This is a genomic window from Lutibaculum baratangense AMV1, assembly GCF_000496075.1.
Taxonomy (GTDB): Bacteria; Pseudomonadota; Alphaproteobacteria; order Rhizobiales; family Tepidamorphaceae; genus Lutibaculum; species Lutibaculum baratangense.
This window is the reverse complement of record NZ_AWXZ01000035.1, coordinates 201,266-215,403: the sequence shown is the minus strand read 5'-3', so window position 1 is coordinate 215,403 and position 14,138 is coordinate 201,266. Positions and strand designations below refer to the sequence as shown.

General features: G+C 69.8%; 14 protein-coding genes and 1 riboswitch. Of the genes, 5 read left to right on the top strand and 9 right to left on the bottom strand.

The window, feature by feature from the left end; translation table 11 throughout:
* Window positions 1–67 precede the first annotated feature (67 nt).
* A complete protein-coding gene (gene dgcN, locus N177_RS12990; RefSeq protein WP_023432816.1) occupies window positions 68–1,078 on the top strand; it encodes an N-acetyltransferase DgcN in 1,011 nt (336 codons plus the stop codon).
* Window positions 1,078–2,061: an N-acetyl-D-Glu racemase DgcA gene (gene dgcA, locus N177_RS12985; protein WP_023432815.1), complete on the top strand. Its 984-nt coding sequence runs from the start codon at window positions 1,078–1,080 to the stop codon at window positions 2,059–2,061. The genes dgcN and dgcA overlap by 1 nt, the downstream gene beginning before the upstream one ends.
* A gap of 28 nt (window positions 2,062–2,089) precedes the next feature.
* On the opposite strand, the gene N177_RS12980 is transcribed toward dgcA, so the two are convergent.
* From N177_RS12980 to N177_RS12965, 4 genes are all read right to left on the bottom strand, one after another.
* Window positions 2,090–3,070, bottom strand: coding sequence for a threonine ammonia-lyase (locus tag N177_RS12980; RefSeq protein ID WP_023432814.1), 981 nt, complete (start codon window positions 3,068–3,070; stop codon window positions 2,090–2,092).
* Between the two features lie 16 nt (window positions 3,071–3,086).
* Window positions 3,087–4,109, bottom strand: coding sequence for a glycosyltransferase family 4 protein (locus N177_RS12975; protein WP_023432813.1), 1,023 nt, complete (start codon window positions 4,107–4,109; stop codon window positions 3,087–3,089).
* The gene (locus tag N177_RS12970) at window positions 4,106–4,900 is read right to left on the bottom strand and encodes a UDP-2,3-diacylglucosamine diphosphatase (RefSeq protein ID WP_200863402.1); all 795 of its coding nucleotides are present in this window, start codon (window positions 4,898–4,900) and stop codon (window positions 4,106–4,108) included. The genes N177_RS12975 and N177_RS12970 overlap by 4 nt, the downstream gene beginning before the upstream one ends.
* A gap of 208 nt (window positions 4,901–5,108) precedes the next feature.
* The gene (locus N177_RS12965) at window positions 5,109–6,440 is read right to left on the bottom strand and encodes an OmpP1/FadL family transporter (RefSeq protein WP_040485717.1); all 1,332 of its coding nucleotides are present in this window, start codon (window positions 6,438–6,440) and stop codon (window positions 5,109–5,111) included.
* A 401-nt stretch (window positions 6,441–6,841) separates the two neighbouring features.
* On the opposite strand from N177_RS12965, the gene N177_RS12960 reads away from it, so the two are divergent.
* Window positions 6,842–7,684, top strand: a complete 843-nt coding sequence (locus N177_RS12960; protein WP_040485780.1) for a fumarylacetoacetate hydrolase family protein — start codon at window positions 6,842–6,844, stop codon at window positions 7,682–7,684.
* Window positions 7,685–7,707: 23 nt separating this feature from the next.
* The gene (locus N177_RS12955; RefSeq protein ID WP_040485716.1) at window positions 7,708–8,490 is read left to right on the top strand and encodes a sulfotransferase family 2 domain-containing protein; all 783 of its coding nucleotides are present in this window, start codon (window positions 7,708–7,710) and stop codon (window positions 8,488–8,490) included.
* A 67-nt stretch (window positions 8,491–8,557) separates the two neighbouring features.
* Here the strand turns inward: N177_RS12955 and N177_RS12950 are convergent, their stop codons facing one another.
* The 4 genes from N177_RS12950 to thiM all read right to left on the bottom strand — a co-directional run bounded on the left by N177_RS12950 (window position 8,558) and on the right by thiM (window position 12,609).
* Window positions 8,558–9,772, bottom strand: a complete 1,215-nt coding sequence (locus tag N177_RS12950) for a PQQ-dependent sugar dehydrogenase (protein ID WP_040485779.1) — start codon at window positions 9,770–9,772, stop codon at window positions 8,558–8,560.
* A gap of 131 nt (window positions 9,773–9,903) precedes the next feature.
* The gene (locus tag N177_RS12945) at window positions 9,904–10,989 is read right to left on the bottom strand and encodes a TRAP transporter substrate-binding protein (protein ID WP_023432807.1); all 1,086 of its coding nucleotides are present in this window, start codon (window positions 10,987–10,989) and stop codon (window positions 9,904–9,906) included.
* Entirely contained in the window at window positions 10,986–11,807 is an 822-nt protein-coding gene (gene thiD, locus N177_RS12940) for a bifunctional hydroxymethylpyrimidine kinase/phosphomethylpyrimidine kinase (RefSeq protein ID WP_023432806.1), read from the bottom strand. Before thiD ends, N177_RS12945 begins: the two co-directional genes overlap by 4 nt.
* A gap of 37 nt (window positions 11,808–11,844) precedes the next feature.
* Window positions 11,845–12,609, bottom strand: a complete 765-nt coding sequence (gene thiM, locus N177_RS12935) for a hydroxyethylthiazole kinase (RefSeq protein WP_023432805.1) — start codon at window positions 12,607–12,609, stop codon at window positions 11,845–11,847.
* Between the two features lie 44 nt (window positions 12,610–12,653).
* A riboswitch (TPP riboswitch) is annotated at window positions 12,654–12,754 on the bottom strand.
* Window positions 12,755–12,882: 128 nt separating this feature from the next.
* Here thiM and N177_RS12930 point away from each other — a divergent pair.
* Window positions 12,883–13,119 carry an Lrp/AsnC ligand binding domain-containing protein gene (locus N177_RS12930; protein WP_023432804.1) on the top strand — a complete coding sequence of 79 codons (237 nt, stop codon included), beginning with the start codon at window positions 12,883–12,885 and terminating at the stop codon, window positions 13,117–13,119.
* Between the two features lie 18 nt (window positions 13,120–13,137).
* On the opposite strand, the gene N177_RS12925 is transcribed toward N177_RS12930, so the two are convergent.
* The gene (locus tag N177_RS12925) at window positions 13,138–14,082 is read right to left on the bottom strand and encodes a DMT family transporter (RefSeq protein WP_023432803.1); all 945 of its coding nucleotides are present in this window, start codon (window positions 14,080–14,082) and stop codon (window positions 13,138–13,140) included.
* Window positions 14,083–14,138 lie beyond the last annotated feature (56 nt).

Sequence of the window (14,138 nt, the reverse complement as noted above, 5' to 3'; positions counted from 1 at the left end):
CGCATCATCCTGGTCGCGCGGACGCGTCGGACGAAGCGCGCCTTGCCGATCCTCCGGAGTGACCCTTATGCAAATCGAGCGTCCTTATCTACTGTTTCTGGGTGACGTTCACGACGATCTCGCAGCCAAGACCGGCTACGGCATCGTCGACTGGCGACGCGACTGGTGCGTCGGCCAGATGCGGCTGCCCGGATGCAAGGCGGACGCGAAGCTGCCGGATATGGGCATCGAGGAGGCCCGGGCGGCCGGGGCGAAGACGCTCGTGATCGGCGTCGTGAACCCCGGCGGCGTGCTGCCGGACCGCTGGGTCGAGACGATCGTGACGGCGATCGAATCGGGGATGGATGTTGCAAGCGGGCTTCACATGAAGCTCGGCGCGGTGCCGGAGATCGCCGAGGCAGCCAAGGCCCACGGGCGCAAGCTCTCCGACGTTCGCCACTCCAACGAGCGATTCGCGACCGGCAAGGGCACGAGGCGCCCGGGCCGGCGCCTGCTGACCGTCGGCACCGACTGCTCCGTCGGCAAGAAATACACCTCGCTCGCCCTCGAGAAGGGGATGCAGGAGCGCGGCCTCAAGGCCGACTTTCGCGCCACCGGCCAGACCGGCGTCTTCATCTCCGGGCGTGGCGTGGCGGTGGACGCGGTCGTCGCCGATTTCATCTCCGGCGCGGCGGAATGGCTGTCCCCAGCCAACGAGCCGGATCACTGGGATGTGATCGAAGGACAGGGCTCGCTCTTCCATCCCTCCTTCGCCGGCGTGACACTGGGCCTCCTGCACGGCGCGCAGCCCGACGCCTTCGTCGTCTGCCACGAGCCGACGCGCCGGAAGATGCGCAATGTCGAGCACCCCATTCCCGACATCGCCGACGTGATCGACCTGACGGTGCGCTGCGGCCAGCTGACGAACCCCGACATCCGCTGCGTCGGCATCGCGATCAACACGGCCGCCCTCGACGAGGCGGCCGCCCGCCGGACGATCGAGGAGACCTCGACGCGCTACGGACTGCCCGCCAGCGACCCCGTCCGGTTCGGCGTCCAGCCGATCGTCAACCGCCTGATCGAGGAGTTTCCCGGCTGATGCCGCCCCGTCTCGACGTCAGGATCGAGAAGTGGCCGATCGCCGGCGGCTTCACGATCTCCCGCGGCACGAAGACCGAGGCCGTCACCGTCGTCGCCGAGCTCGTCGACGGCATCCACACGGGCCGCGGCGAGTGCACGCCCTACCCGCGCTACGGCGAGACGCCGGAGGGCGTCGCCGAGACGATCCTCGGCCTCACCCACGAGGTGCAGATGGGGCTCGACCGGCACCAGCTCGTGACGACGCTGCCGGCCGGTGCCGCCCGCAACGCGCTCGACTGCGCCTTCTGGGACCTCGAGGCGAAGCGGTCGGGCCGCCGCGCGGCGGATCTCGCGGGCCTTCCCCCTCTCGAGCCGCAAGTCACCTGCACGACGATCAGCCTCGGGACGCCCGAGGAGATGGCCGAGGCGGCGCGGAAGAAGGCCGACTGGCCGCTCCTCAAGGTGAAGCTCGGCAAGCCCGGCGACGCGGAGCGGATCGCCGCCGTGCGCGAGGCGGCGCCGAAGGCGCGGATCGTCGTCGACGCGAACGAGGGGTGGGCGGTCGACGAGCTGCCGGCGCTGATGCGCGCCTGCGAGGACGCACGCATCGAGCTCGTCGAGCAGCCCCTGCCGTCCGACGACGACGCGGCGCTGGAGCGGCTCGAGAGATCGGTCGTCATCTGCGCGGACGAGAGCGCCCATGACCGGCTGAGCCTGCCGAAGCTGAAGGGGCGCTACGACGCGCTGAACATCAAGCTCGACAAGACGGGCGGCCTGACGGAAGCCCTGCTCCTCGCCGAGGAGGCGGAGGCGACCGGCCTGAAGATCATGGTCGGCTGCATGGTCGCGACCTCGCTCGCCATGGCACCGGCCATGCTGGTCGCGCAGCGGGCGCAGTGGGTCGACCTCGACGGCCCGCTGATCCTGTCGCAGGACCGCGAGCCGGGCCTCGTCTTCGACGGGGCGACGATCAGCCCGCCCGATCCCGACCTGTGGGGCTGAACCAGCGTCCTTAGGACGGCTGGCCGCCTCAGCCGCCGATCGCCTCGGCGTAGGCGGACGGACCGGCGTTGCCGCCCGACAGGACGACGACGACAGGCTGCGGCCCCTCGTCGAGCCGCCCGGCAAGCACCGCCGCGAGCCCGACGGCGCCGCCTGGCTCGACGACGAGCTTCAGCTCCTCGAACGCGAAGCGCATCGCGGTCCGCACCTCGTCGTCGGAGACTGCGAGGCCGGAGGGCACGCGTGGCCGGTTCACGGCGAAGGTGATCTCGCCCGGCCGGTCGGCCAGGAGCGCATCGCAGATCGAGCCCGACCGCGCCGTGTTGCCCTCGCGCTCGCCCGAGCGGAACGAGCGTGCGTGATCGTCGAAGGCTTCCGGCTCGACCGTCGTCACGCGCGCCCACGGCATGAGCGCCTCGGCGGCGAGCGCGATGCCGGCGCTCAGGCCTCCGCCGCTGCACGGCACGAGGATCCGCGCCGGATCGAGGCCCAGCGCCTCGGCCTGCTCGGCGATCTCGATGCCGACGGTGCCCTGCCCCGAGATCACGCGGCGGTCGTCATAGGGCGGCACGAAGTCCGCGCCCGTTTCCGCCACGATCCGCAGCGCGATCTCCTCACGGCTCTCGTTCACGCGGTCGTAGGTCACGACGTGGGCGCCGGAGCGCTTCGTGCGGGCGACCTTCAGGGCCGGCGCGTCGGCCGGCATCACGATGGTGGCCCTGACGCCGAAGAGCCTCGCCGCCTCGGCCACGCCCTGCGCATGGTTGCCCGAGGAGCACGCCACGACGCCCTTCGCGCGCGCATCCGCGTCGAGGGATGCGATCGCGTTGTAGGCGCCGCGGAACTTGAAGGAGCCGGTGCGCTGCAGGACCTCCGCCTTCAGGAGGACGGGCCGCCCCGCCCGCTCGTCGAGGATGGCGGAGCGGACGAGCGGCGTGCGGACGGCCTCGCCGGAGAGGCGCTCGGACGCGCGGCGGACGTCGTCGAAGCTCGGAAGATCGGTCGGCACGGGTGAGGCTCGCCTGTCAGGCGGCCATCCGCAGCTCGCCATTGGCTTCGAAGAGCCCCTCGACGAAGCTGGAGGCGGATGACTGCCAGCTGAAGTCTCGGGAGCGTTCGAGGCACTTATCCCGCGGAATTTCGAGGGCGGCAAGGGCCGCCGCGCGCAGGTCCTCGTCGAGGACGCCCGCGCCGCTGTCGGCGACGACGTCGAGCGGACCGGTCACCGGATAGGCGGCGACGGGCGTTCCGCACGCCATGGCCTCCATCATCACGAGGCCGAGCGTGTCGGTGCGGCTCGGGAAGACGAAGACGTCGGCCGCCCTGTAGATCCGGACGAGCTCGTCGCCGGTCTTAACGCCGAGGAACTTCACGTCCGGAAACCTGCGCTGAAGCTCCGCCCGCTGCGGCCCGTCGCCGACGACGACCTTCGTGCCCGGCAGATCGAGCGAGAGGAAATTCGAGATGCCCTTCTCGACGGCGACGCGGCCGACATAGAGGAAGATCGGGCCGGCGAGGCCGAGCTCCGCCGGCTCGCCGGGGGTGAAGCGATCCGTGTCCACCGCACGCGTCCAGATGCGCAGCTTGTCGAACCCGCGCTCGCGCAGCTCTCCGGCCAGCCGCTCGGTCGACACCATCGTCGCGAGCCCCGCGTTGTGGAAGCGCCGGAGCCAGGCGTAGGAGACCGAGACGGGCACCGGAAGGCGCGCCGCGAGATACTCGGGAAAGCGGGTGTGGAAGCTCGTCGTGAAGCCTTTGCGATTCTTCAGGCACCACTGCCGCGCCATTGTGCCGAGCGGGCCCTCGGTCGCGATATGGATGAAGTCGGGCGCGAAGCCCTCTATGCGCCGCGCGATCGCGGACGGGCGGCTGATCACCAGCCGTATTTCGGAGTAGGTCGGCAGCGGCACGCTGCGGAAGCCGTCGGGCGACAGCATCTCGACCTCGATGCCGAACGGCGGAAGCTCGCGGCGCAGCTGCTCGAGGACGCGGACGACGCCGTTGATCTGGGGATGCCAGGCATCCGTGACGATCATCAGGCGCTTCATGCGGCTGCCCGCGCCTCGGCGGCGATCCGCCGCTGCTCGATCTGCTCGGCCGCGAGCTGCGGCCAGTGGACGATCTCGAACGTGCCGTCCATGTTCTCGACGATGGCCGTGCAGCTCTCGACCCAGTCGCCGCAGTTCATGTAGGTCAGGCCGTTCATGTCCCGGATCGCGGGGTGATGGATGTGGCCGCAGATGATGCCGCTCACCTCGTGCCGTTCGGCCTCGGCGGCCAGCGCCTGCTCGAACTCGCCGATGAAGTTGACCGCGTTCTTGACCCGCAGCTTGAGCCACGCCGAGAGCGACCAGTAGGGGAAGCCGAGCCTGCGGCGCACGAGGTTGAAGTAGGTGTTCGTCGTCAGCGCGATCGCATAGGCCCAGTCTCCGAGGAAGGCGAGCCACTTGGCGTAGCGCACCACCGCGTCGAAATCGTCGCCGTGCAGGACCAGGATCTTCTCGCCGGTCGCCGTCTCGTGGACCGCCCGGCGCTCGATCTCGATGCCGCCGAAGTTCATCGCGACGTAGTCGCGCAGGAGCTCGTCGTGGTTGCCCGGGATGTAGACCATCCGCGTGCCCTTGCGCCCCTTGCGCAGGAGCTTCTGCACGACGTCGTTGTGGAGCTGCGGCCAGTACCAGCTTCGCTTCAGCCGCCAGAAGTCGATGATGTCGCCGACGAGGTAGACCGTCTCGGCCTCGTGGTAGCGCAGGAAGTCGAGGAACAGCTCGGCCTGGCAGCCTTTCGTCCCAAGGTGGATGTCGGAGATGAACAGGCTCCGGCATTTCCGCGTCGGCATGTGATCCTGCACGCCCGCCCCCATCAAGCTCTCATCTTCGCGCATATGCTGGATTCGCTTTGCATGAATATGACGCTCGACCGCCACGCGGGCGGTATATGAACGAAACCTCCCATGGGAAGATGCCGTCTTCGGCCGCAAAAGCAAGCAGGGCCGACCTCGCGCGAGGCGGCCCTGCGTAGAGAGCATGGATCTTGGTACGGTCGCGTCAGGGCTTGTAGACCGGCGCGTAGGCCGGCTCGGCCGCCGCCGGAGCGCCGCCGAAGCTGTACTTCAGGCCGAGCGAGACGATGTGCACGTCGGCGTCGACGTCGGCCCTGTAGAGCGGCAGTCCCGGCTCGTAGTGCGGGTTGCCGGGCGCGTAGACGACCTCGGTGTCGGAGGTGGCGAGGTAGGTGTACGCGGCGTTGAGCTTCAACCGCTCATTGACGTCGTAGGACGCGCCGGCGCTCAGCCAGAGGCGGTCGTTGTCCGGCAGACGAACGGTGCGGACCTCGTCGGAGACCGGCGACTCCTCCCAGCCGATGCCGGCGCGCAGGGTCAGCTGGTCGTTGACGGCGTACTCGCCGCCGACCGAATAGAACCAGCCGTCCTCGTACTCGAAGGGCAGTTCGGGGACCACGGCGCTGCCGGGCCCGGTGATGCGGAAGGTGCTGAACTCGCTCCAGTTCGACCACTCGACCGTGCCGAGCAGCGTGAAGCGGTCGTTGAAGCGGTGCCGCACGCCGAGGCTGACGATGTCCGGCAGCGTGATGTCGGTCGCGATCGGGAAGGAGCCGAGGCCCGGCACCGCGACGCTCCCCTCGAGGCTGTGCTCGATCCGCGAACGGTAGCCGAGGCCGATCTCGGTGCCGGGCATCGGCGTGAACAGGATGCCGGCGGTCGCGCCGAAGCCCGTGTCGTCGCCGCTGAGGATGGCGGTCGGCGCGCCCGGCCCCGGCGCGACGCCCTGCGTGAGGCGCACGTCGAAATACTGGATCTGCAGGCCCACGCCGACCGAGATCATGTCGTTGATGCGGTAGCCGACGGTCGGCTGCGCGTTCAGCGAGAAGACATCGGAGGTACGCCCGTAGATCTGCGCAGCATGGTTCACGTTCGTCTTCGTGACGAGACCGTAGCCGGCGTTCACGGAGACGCCGAAGAAGAGATGGTCGTTGAAATTGAAGGCTGCGGCGTTCGACGGCACGAGGGCGTCACGGCCGACATCGCCCGGGTTGCCGACATAGCCGAGCGGGCTGCCGGGGCCGAACGTGCTGTCGGGAAACGGGAAGGTGGTGAACTCCGCGCTCGGCATGATGAGGCTCGCGGTGCCTTCCACGTCGAAGCCCCGCGCGCAGGTCACGACGGCCGGATTCCAGAACATGCCCTGGATCGAATCGCCGCACGTCGCAGCGCCCGCGAAGCTCGCGCCCTGGCTGTAGGCGCTCTGCTCGCGCAGCGCGAAGCCGCCCGCCTCCGCCTCGCCCGGCAGAAAGATCGTCACACTCCCCAGGATCGCGGCGGCCCCGACGAACCGCCAGCTCGTGAGCTCGATACCCATCTCGATTCCTTCTCGCGTCTCGCGGCGCAGACCGCGATGCTTCTGATGAATCGAGTATTCCGCAGACCGTTTACGTTCAATCACCACCGGGGATCGGCGTGACATTTGCGCTGCACCGCAACACCACGCTTCCGGAAGGTGTTCCCCCGCAAATCGGCGAAAGAAGCCATGAGTAGCCTCGCGAGAGACATGGTTTCGACAGGATCGCGGCATTGACAGTGCCGGCCGCTCCGCTGCGGAGCCCCCGCGAGCACACGACCTTTTTGCACCATGTGTGACGCGGTCACCACGCGAACCGACGCTACGGAATGTCGTCCGGCACTGGGGTCACGTACCGGCAGGTGACTCGCTTCATCGGCTGCTTCAAGATCCGCCGATATGGAATCAAGGGGGACAAGGGAATGAAACTGCTTCGCTTCGGGGAATCCGGTCAGGAGCGACCCGCCATCGTCGCCGGTGACGGCACTGTCCGCGACATCTCGGGCGGGGTCGCGGATCTCGCGGCGGGCATCCTCTCGCCTGCGGGCCTTGAGCGGCTGGCGGGAATCGACCCGTCGGGCCTTCCGGAGGTCCCGGCCGGCACGAGGATCGGCGCCGTCGTCCCGATGCCCTACAACTATATCGGGGTCGGGCTGAACTATGCCGATCACGCCGAGGAGGCCGGCATGCCGATCCCCAAGGAGCCGATCCTCTTCACGAAGGCCCCGACCTCGCTCTCCGGCCCGAACGACGACGTGGTCTTCCCGAAGGGCTCGACGAAGGGAGACTGGGAGGTTGAGCTCGCCATCGTGATCGGCTCGGAGAGCTTCGAGGTGCCGGAGGCGCGGGCGCTCGACCACGTCGCCGGCTACGCGATCTCCAACGACGTCTCCGAGCGCGCCTGGCAGCTGGAGGGCACGGGCCAGTGGCTGAAGGGCAAGAGCGCGCCCACTTGGGGGCCGCTCGGGCCGTGGCTCGTGACGACCGACGAGGTGCCGGACCCGCAGGCGCTCGAGATGCGCCTCGAGGTGAACGGCGAGACGATGCAGCAGGGCTCGACGCGGACGATGATCTTCGGCGTCGCCGAGATCGTCTCCTACACGAGCCGGTTCATGCGGCTCCTGCCGGGCGACGTGATCGTGACGGGCACGCCCCCCGGCGTGGGGATGGGCCGGAAGCCGCAGCGCTTCCTCGCGCACGGTGACGAGATGCGCGTGACGATCGAAGGCCTGGGCGAGCAGCGGCAGAAGGTCGTCTTCCGCTAGGCGGGGGCGCAGGCGGGCGGGCGATGCGACAGCTGAGACACGCGCGACGGTCCATCGTCGCGCTGGCGTCGAACGAGCGGCACGTCTTCGCCGCCAGCCATGCGCTGTGCGTCTATCCGACCGGGGCTGTGTACACCTTCATCCCGAAGAACGGATGCACGACGATGCGGGTCAGCCTGGCCATCGCGAACGGGTGCATCCGCGACCCGTCGGAGTACGCCTGGGTGCACCAGAACAACGCGACCTTCGTCGCCTCGCTTCGCGAGCTCGTCAGGGCGCCGTTCACCTTCGTGATCCTGCGGGAGCCGCTCCGGCGGCTCGCCTCCGTCTATCTCGACAAGATCGTCGAGCGCCGCGAGCCGTTCTGGCATCTGAACGGCCTCCTGCATCACCCCGACCGGCCGGACGAGATGTCCTTTCGCCGTTTCGTGTTGGCCGTCCTGCGGCCGGACATTCTGAGGGCGGACATCCACTGGCGCCCGCAGGTCGACTTCCTCGTCTACGACGAATACGACCTGTGGGTGCCGCTCGAGCGCTTCGCCACGTTCGTGCCGGAGATCGAGGCACGCGCCGGCCTGACGGTGCACGATGCGCGCGACCTCACGCGGCACGACAACACGAGGTTCGAACAGGTCGCCGACCGCTGCTATGCCGATGCCTCGCCGCACGAGATACGGGCGATGCGCCGCGAGGGCCGGACGCCCGACCACCTCGCGCTCTACGACGCCGAGCTAAGGGCGGACGTCGCGGAGACCTATGCCGAGGACGCCAGCCTCTATCGCGATCGAACCGGCCCGAACGAGTGAGCGCGGCCGGTCCGAACGGACCGGCCGCGCCGCGTTTATCGGCGTGAAGAGACGCGCGGACCGAAGGTCACCCCGCCTGGCCCGAGATCCTGACGATCGTGCTGCCGCCGCCGCCGCGGGTCTCCGTCACGGCGTAGACGGCGCCGTCCGGGCCGACCTTCACGTCCCGGATACGGGCGCCGAGCGACAGGCGCTCCTCGTATTCCACGCGGTCGTCCTCCATGTGCAGCACGACGACGCCCTGCGAGACGAGGCCGCCGACGAGGAACGCGCCCTGCCATTCGGGGATCTCGTCGCCATCGTAGAAGGCCATGCCGGAGGGGCCGATGACCGGGTCCCAGTAGTAGACCGGCTGCTCCATGCCCTCGGCCTCGGTCCTGCCCTCGCCGACGGGCTGGCCGCTATACTCGACACCGTAGGTGATGACGGGCCAGCCGTAGTTGAGGCCCGCCTCCGGGCGGTTCAGCTCGTCGCCGCCCTTCGGACCATGCTCCACGGTCCACAGCCGCCCCTCGCCGTCGAGCGCCGCCGATTGCAGGTTGCGGTGGCCGTAGGACCAGATCTCGGGCTGGGCGTCCGACTGGTCGAGGAAGGGGTTCCCGTCGGCCGGCGCGCCCTCCGGCGTGATGCGGAAGATCTTCCCCATCCCGGCCGAGAGGTCTTGGGCGCGGTCGCGGATCCGGGCGTCGGAGCGCTCGCCGACGGTGACGTAGAGCGTCTCGTCGGGCGCGAAGACGAGGCGGGAGCCGAAGTGCTTGTCACCGTCATAGGCCGGCGTCTGGCGGAAGATCACCTCGACGTCGCGCAGCTCGGGGGTGCCGGCGTCGCCCGTCTCCAGCCGGCCGCGCGCCACGCTCGTGCCGTTACCGCCCTCCTCCCGCGGCTCCGCGTAGGAGAAATAGATCGTCCCCGTCTCGGCGAAGTCGGGGCCGAGCGCCACGTCGAGCAGCCCGCCCTGTCCCCTGGCGTCGACCTCCGGAACGCCCGGAATCGGATCGCCGAGCTCTCCGTCGGGCCCGAGGAGATAGAGGTCTCCCTGCTTGGCCGAGACCAGCATGCGCCCGTCCGGCAGGAACTCGAGGCTCCAGAGGTTGGGCAGCCCGTCCCCAACGGTCTCCGTCGACACCTCCGCGTCCGCCGGCGGCTGAGGCGCGCGTGTCTGGTTCTCGAAGGCGGGCTCCTGGTCGGGCGCGGCCGGAGCGGCCGTCTGCACCGTCTGGGCGAAGGCCGAAGGGGCGACGAGGGCGGTGGAAGCGGCGAGCGCGAGAGCGAGATGTCTCATGAAGGTCTCCATGCTCGATCGGAGGGATCGCGGCGCGAGGGCCCCGAGGTTCCTTCGCAAAGCTGGGGCACCAAGCGCCCGCGCAAACCTCCATCGCCATGACAAGCGCGTGATCCAGCGCAGCTTGCCGATCACGCCTCGATGCCGCGTCCCTGCAGGAACGGCGCCATCGACACGCGCGACCAGCCGCCGAGCGTCTCCACGGCCGCCTCGTAGGACCGGGCGATCGCCCCCGCCTCGGGCGAGCCCGCGGCGAGCTCGGCGCGCACCGCCTCGCCGGCGTCGCGGGCGGCGTCGATCACGTCCTGAGGGAAACGCTGCAGGGCGACGCGCCCCTCCTCCTCGAGCTGCGCGATCGCCCGGCCGTTCATCCAGTCCGCCTCCGCCAGGCCGCGGGACGCCTCCTCCGCGCAGGCCGCCGCGACGACGGCCTGCAGCTCGCCCGGCAGCGCCTCCAGTGCCCCTCTGGACACCAGAGCCTCGGCCGTGCCGTTCGGCTTGTTGAAGCTCGGCCAGAGATAGTGGCTCGCCACCTCGTCGAAGCCGAGGGCCTGGTCGGAGAAGGGGCCCAGGAACTCGACCGCGTCCACGACGCCCGACTGCAGCGCCTGGTAGATCTCCGCCGGCGGGATCGCGGTGGCACCCATGCCGAGGCGCCGGAAGACCTCCGCACCGAGGCCGGCGCTGCGGATCGTGCGGCCCCTGAGGTCGGCGAGCGAGTTGACGGGCCTCTTGAACCAGCCGCCCATCTGGAAGCCCGAGTTGCCGGCCATGAACGGCTTGAGACCGAACGGCGCATAGAGCTCGTCCCAGAGCGCCTGGCCGCCCCCCTGCTCGATCCACGCGACGTGCTCGGGCGGCGTGAGGCCGAACGGAACGGTCGTGAAGAACACGGCGGCCGGCGCCTTGCCGGCCCAGAAGAAGGAGGCGGTGTGGGCCATCTGCGCGACGCCCTGCGACACCGCGTCGAACACCTCGAAGGCCGGCACGAGCTCGCCCGCCGCGTGGACATCGACGGTCAGGCCGCCGCCGCTGAGCTCGCCGATGCGCCGGGCGAGCCGCTCCGCAGAGACGCCGGGGCCGGGCAGGTTCTTCGGCCAGGAGGTGACCATCCGCCAGCGCTCCACGCCCTGTGCCAGGGCGGGCGCGGCGAGCGTCGCCGCCCCCGCGACCGCACCGCCCCGCAGGACGGCGCGCCGATCCATGAGCCCCTTCATGCGCGCGCCCTCTCCAGCTCCGGCCAGACGGCGTGGAAGTGGTGGACCGGCCCGTGCCCGCGGCCGATCTCGATGTCGTCCGCCGCGGCGAGAGCCTTCGTCAGGTAGTCCTTCGCGACCGCCACCGCCCTCCCGAGATCCTGCCCACGGGCGAGGCCGGCGGCGATCGCCGAGGAGAGGGTGCAGCCGGTGCCGTGCGTGTTCTTGGTGGGGAGGCGCGGCGCCGCGAGCCGGGTGACCCCGCCCATCGTGACGAGGAGGTCGACGGATTCGGCACCCGAGCCGTGGCCGCCCTTCATCAGCACCGCGCGCGGCCCGAGCTCGAGGAGGGCGGCGCCCTGCGATGCCATCTCCTCCTCGCTGCAGGCCATCGGCGCGTCGAGGAGCGCCGCCGCTTCCGGCAGGTTCGGCGTGATGACGAGCGCCATCGGCAGGAGCGTGTCGCGCAGCGTGGCCACCGCCTCGGGCCGCAGGAGCGGATCCCCGCTCGCCGCCACCATCACCGGGTCGATCACCACGTTCCTCGCCCGGTGCGCCGCGAGCCCTGCGGCCACCGTCTCGATGACCTCCGGCACGCTCAGCATGCCGATCTTCACCGCATCGACCTTCAGGTCGTCGAACACCGAATCCATCTGCCGCCGCACGAAGGCCGCCGGGATGTCGTGGACCGCCTGCACGCCCGTCGTGTTCTGGGCGACGAGCGCGGTCACGACGGAGGCGCCGTAGACCCCGAGCGCGGCGAAGGTCTTGGTGTCGGCCTGCATGCCGGCCCCGCCGGTCGGATCCGTGCCGGCAATGGTGAGGGCGATGGGTGTCATTGGTCTCCTCCCGGCCCTTGGCGGGCCCGTCTTGATGTCAGTCCTGCACCTCCAGGATGCGCGCGCCGGAGGCGACGGCATCGGGGGACAGGGCATAGAGCGCGTCGAGGAAGGCAGCCTGGAACGAGCCCGGACCTTTGGCGGCGCGGCCGGCGATCTCTCCGGCGACGCCGTAGGTGACGAGGGCGGCCACCGCCGCGTCGTGAGGATCGGGATCGACGGCCGCGAACGCGGCCATGACGGCGCCCAGCGCACAGCCGGAGGCGGTGACCCGCGACATGAGCTCGTGGCCGTTGGCGACGCGGTCGAGCCGTTCCCCGCTCGCCACCTGGTCGACCGCCTCCGTCACCGTGAGGACGGTGTTCCAGCGGGCGGCGAGCGCCGGCAGAGACGCCTCGCCCCGCCCCAGCGCGGCCAGCTCGGCCGGGTTCGCCCGCAGGATGGTCGGCCGGCGCCCGATGAGGCCCGCGGCGAAGTCGCAGCGCAGCGGCGAGCGGTCGACGAAGGTCGGATCGAGCACCCACGGCCTGTGGCCGGCCGAGTCGACGAGGCGGGTGATGGCCTCTCGCCGGCCCGCGTCGAGCGTCCCGAGATTGACGACAAGAGCATCGGCGCCGGTCGCGAAATCCGCCACCTCCTCGGGGTTGCTCGTCATCGAGGGGGTGATCCCGAGGGCCAGCATCACGTTCGCCGCGAACGTCTCCGCCACGCTGTTGACGACGGCGTGCACGCGCGGCCGCGCGGCCTTCAGCGCCTCGAAGGCACCGGCGACATCGTTCGCGGAGATCAGGGAGGCGGTCACGGCCGCGCCTCTGCGGCGCGTGGGGCCATCGGTGTGGGATATGCGTCGTCGGTCATCTCAACTCCCTCCGCCGGCACGACCCGGATCAGGTTCGGTGGGTTGGCTTAGCGCCTCTCAGCCCCGATGGGCACCCCAATGAGATCTTCGGAAACCTGCACCTAGTGGACTGCCGCCGCGCACGCAAGGGGTGTAAAGAGGGCCGGGCGGGTTGCTAGGGCCTTCGGGTTTTGGTGACATCGCCCCCCGATCCCGCCGGCCATCAGGAGCTCCGTCATGATCCCGTTCTTCGTCCAGATCAAATGCGAGCTCGGCCGCGCCTACGAGGTGGCGAACGAGATCGCCGACGCCGAGATCGCGTCGGAGATCTACTCCACCGCCGGCGAGTTCGACCTGCTCGTGAAGTTCTACGTCGACCGCGACACCGACATCGGCCACTTCGTCAACGAGAAGGTCCACTGCTTCGAGGGGATCCGCGACACCTACACGATCATCACCTACAAGGCGTTCTGAGGCCCCAGGGACGGTCCCTCAGGTGTACGTGCCCGCCTTGCGGGCCTTATCGCGCTCGATGCCGAGCCGACGCTCGCGCAGGATGACGAAGATGTTCGCCGCGATCACGATCGTCGCGCCGACCAGCACGACGAGTTGCGGCACGTCGCCGAAGACGAAGAAGCCGAGCAGCAGCGACCAGATCATCGTCGTGTACTCGAACGGCGCGACGACCGAGGCGGGCGCGTATTTGTAGCTCTGGGTGATGAGGATCTGCCCGACGCCGCCGATGAGGCCCGTCAGCACGAGCAGGAGCAGCGTCGTCCCGCCGGGCAGGATCCACCCGAACGGCAACGTCGCCAGGCCGAGCAGCGTGCTGTAGGCCGAGAAGTAGAAGACGATGGCGCCCGTCGATTCGGTCTTCGTCAGGTTGCGGACGTGGATCACCACGACGGCCATCATGACGGCGGCCGAGAGCGCCGAGACGCTGCCGAGGGCGGCGCCGTCGCCGGCGGACAGGCCTCCCGAGAGGTTCGGCGAGAGAATCACCAGGACGCCGAAGAGGCCGACGCCGACGGCGGACCAGCGGTAGATCCCCGCCCGCTCGCCGAGGAAGATCGCCGCGAGCGGCAGGACGATCAGCGGCGAGACGAAGATGATGGCGGTGACGTTCGGCAGCGGCAGGAGCGACAGCGCGTAGAAGTTCAGCACCATGCCGAGGAGACCGACGACGGCGCGCCAGAAATGCGCCATCGGCTGCCGCGTGTGGAGCGCGCCCGGCAGCTCCCGTCGAACGACGAGCCAGACGAGCAGCGGAGGCAGGGCGAAAAGGCTGCGGAAGAACACGATCTCGCCGATCGGCACCGTCTCCGACAGGATCTTCACGAGTGCCCCCATGATCGTGAAGGCGAGCGCCGAACCGATCTTGAAGCCGATGCCGATGAGATGTTGCAGGGGACCCTCCCGAGACGTCCCGGAGATCACGGTCCGGCGCGCGGGGCAAGCCCTGCCCGCGCAGAGCCCCGTTGCGTCCCATGCGT

Coding starts and splice junctions, on each gene's coding strand:
- dgcN (WP_023432816.1), top strand. CDS start 68: ATGCAAATCGAGCGTCCTTATCTACTGTTTCTGGGTGACGTTCACGAC.
- dgcA (WP_023432815.1), top strand. CDS start 1,078: ATGCCGCCCCGTCTCGACGTCAGGATCGAGAAGTGGCCGATCGCCGGC.
- N177_RS12975 (WP_023432813.1), bottom strand. CDS start 4,109: ATGAAGCGCCTGATGATCGTCACGGATGCCTGGCATCCCCAGATCAAC.
- N177_RS12970 (WP_200863402.1), bottom strand. CDS start 4,900: ATGCCGACGCGGAAATGCCGGAGCCTGTTCATCTCCGACATCCACCTT.
- N177_RS12965 (WP_040485717.1), bottom strand. CDS start 6,440: ATGGGTATCGAGCTCACGAGCTGGCGGTTCGTCGGGGCCGCCGCGATC.
- N177_RS12960 (WP_040485780.1), top strand. CDS start 6,842: ATGAAACTGCTTCGCTTCGGGGAATCCGGTCAGGAGCGACCCGCCATC.
- N177_RS12955 (WP_040485716.1), top strand. CDS start 7,708: ATGCGACAGCTGAGACACGCGCGACGGTCCATCGTCGCGCTGGCGTCG.
- N177_RS12950 (WP_040485779.1), bottom strand. CDS start 9,772: ATGAGACATCTCGCTCTCGCGCTCGCCGCTTCCACCGCCCTCGTCGCC.
- N177_RS12945 (WP_023432807.1), bottom strand. CDS start 10,989: ATGAAGGGGCTCATGGATCGGCGCGCCGTCCTGCGGGGCGGTGCGGTC.
- thiD (WP_023432806.1), bottom strand. CDS start 11,807: ATGACACCCATCGCCCTCACCATTGCCGGCACGGATCCGACCGGCGGG.
- N177_RS12930 (WP_023432804.1), top strand. CDS start 12,883: ATGATCCCGTTCTTCGTCCAGATCAAATGCGAGCTCGGCCGCGCCTAC.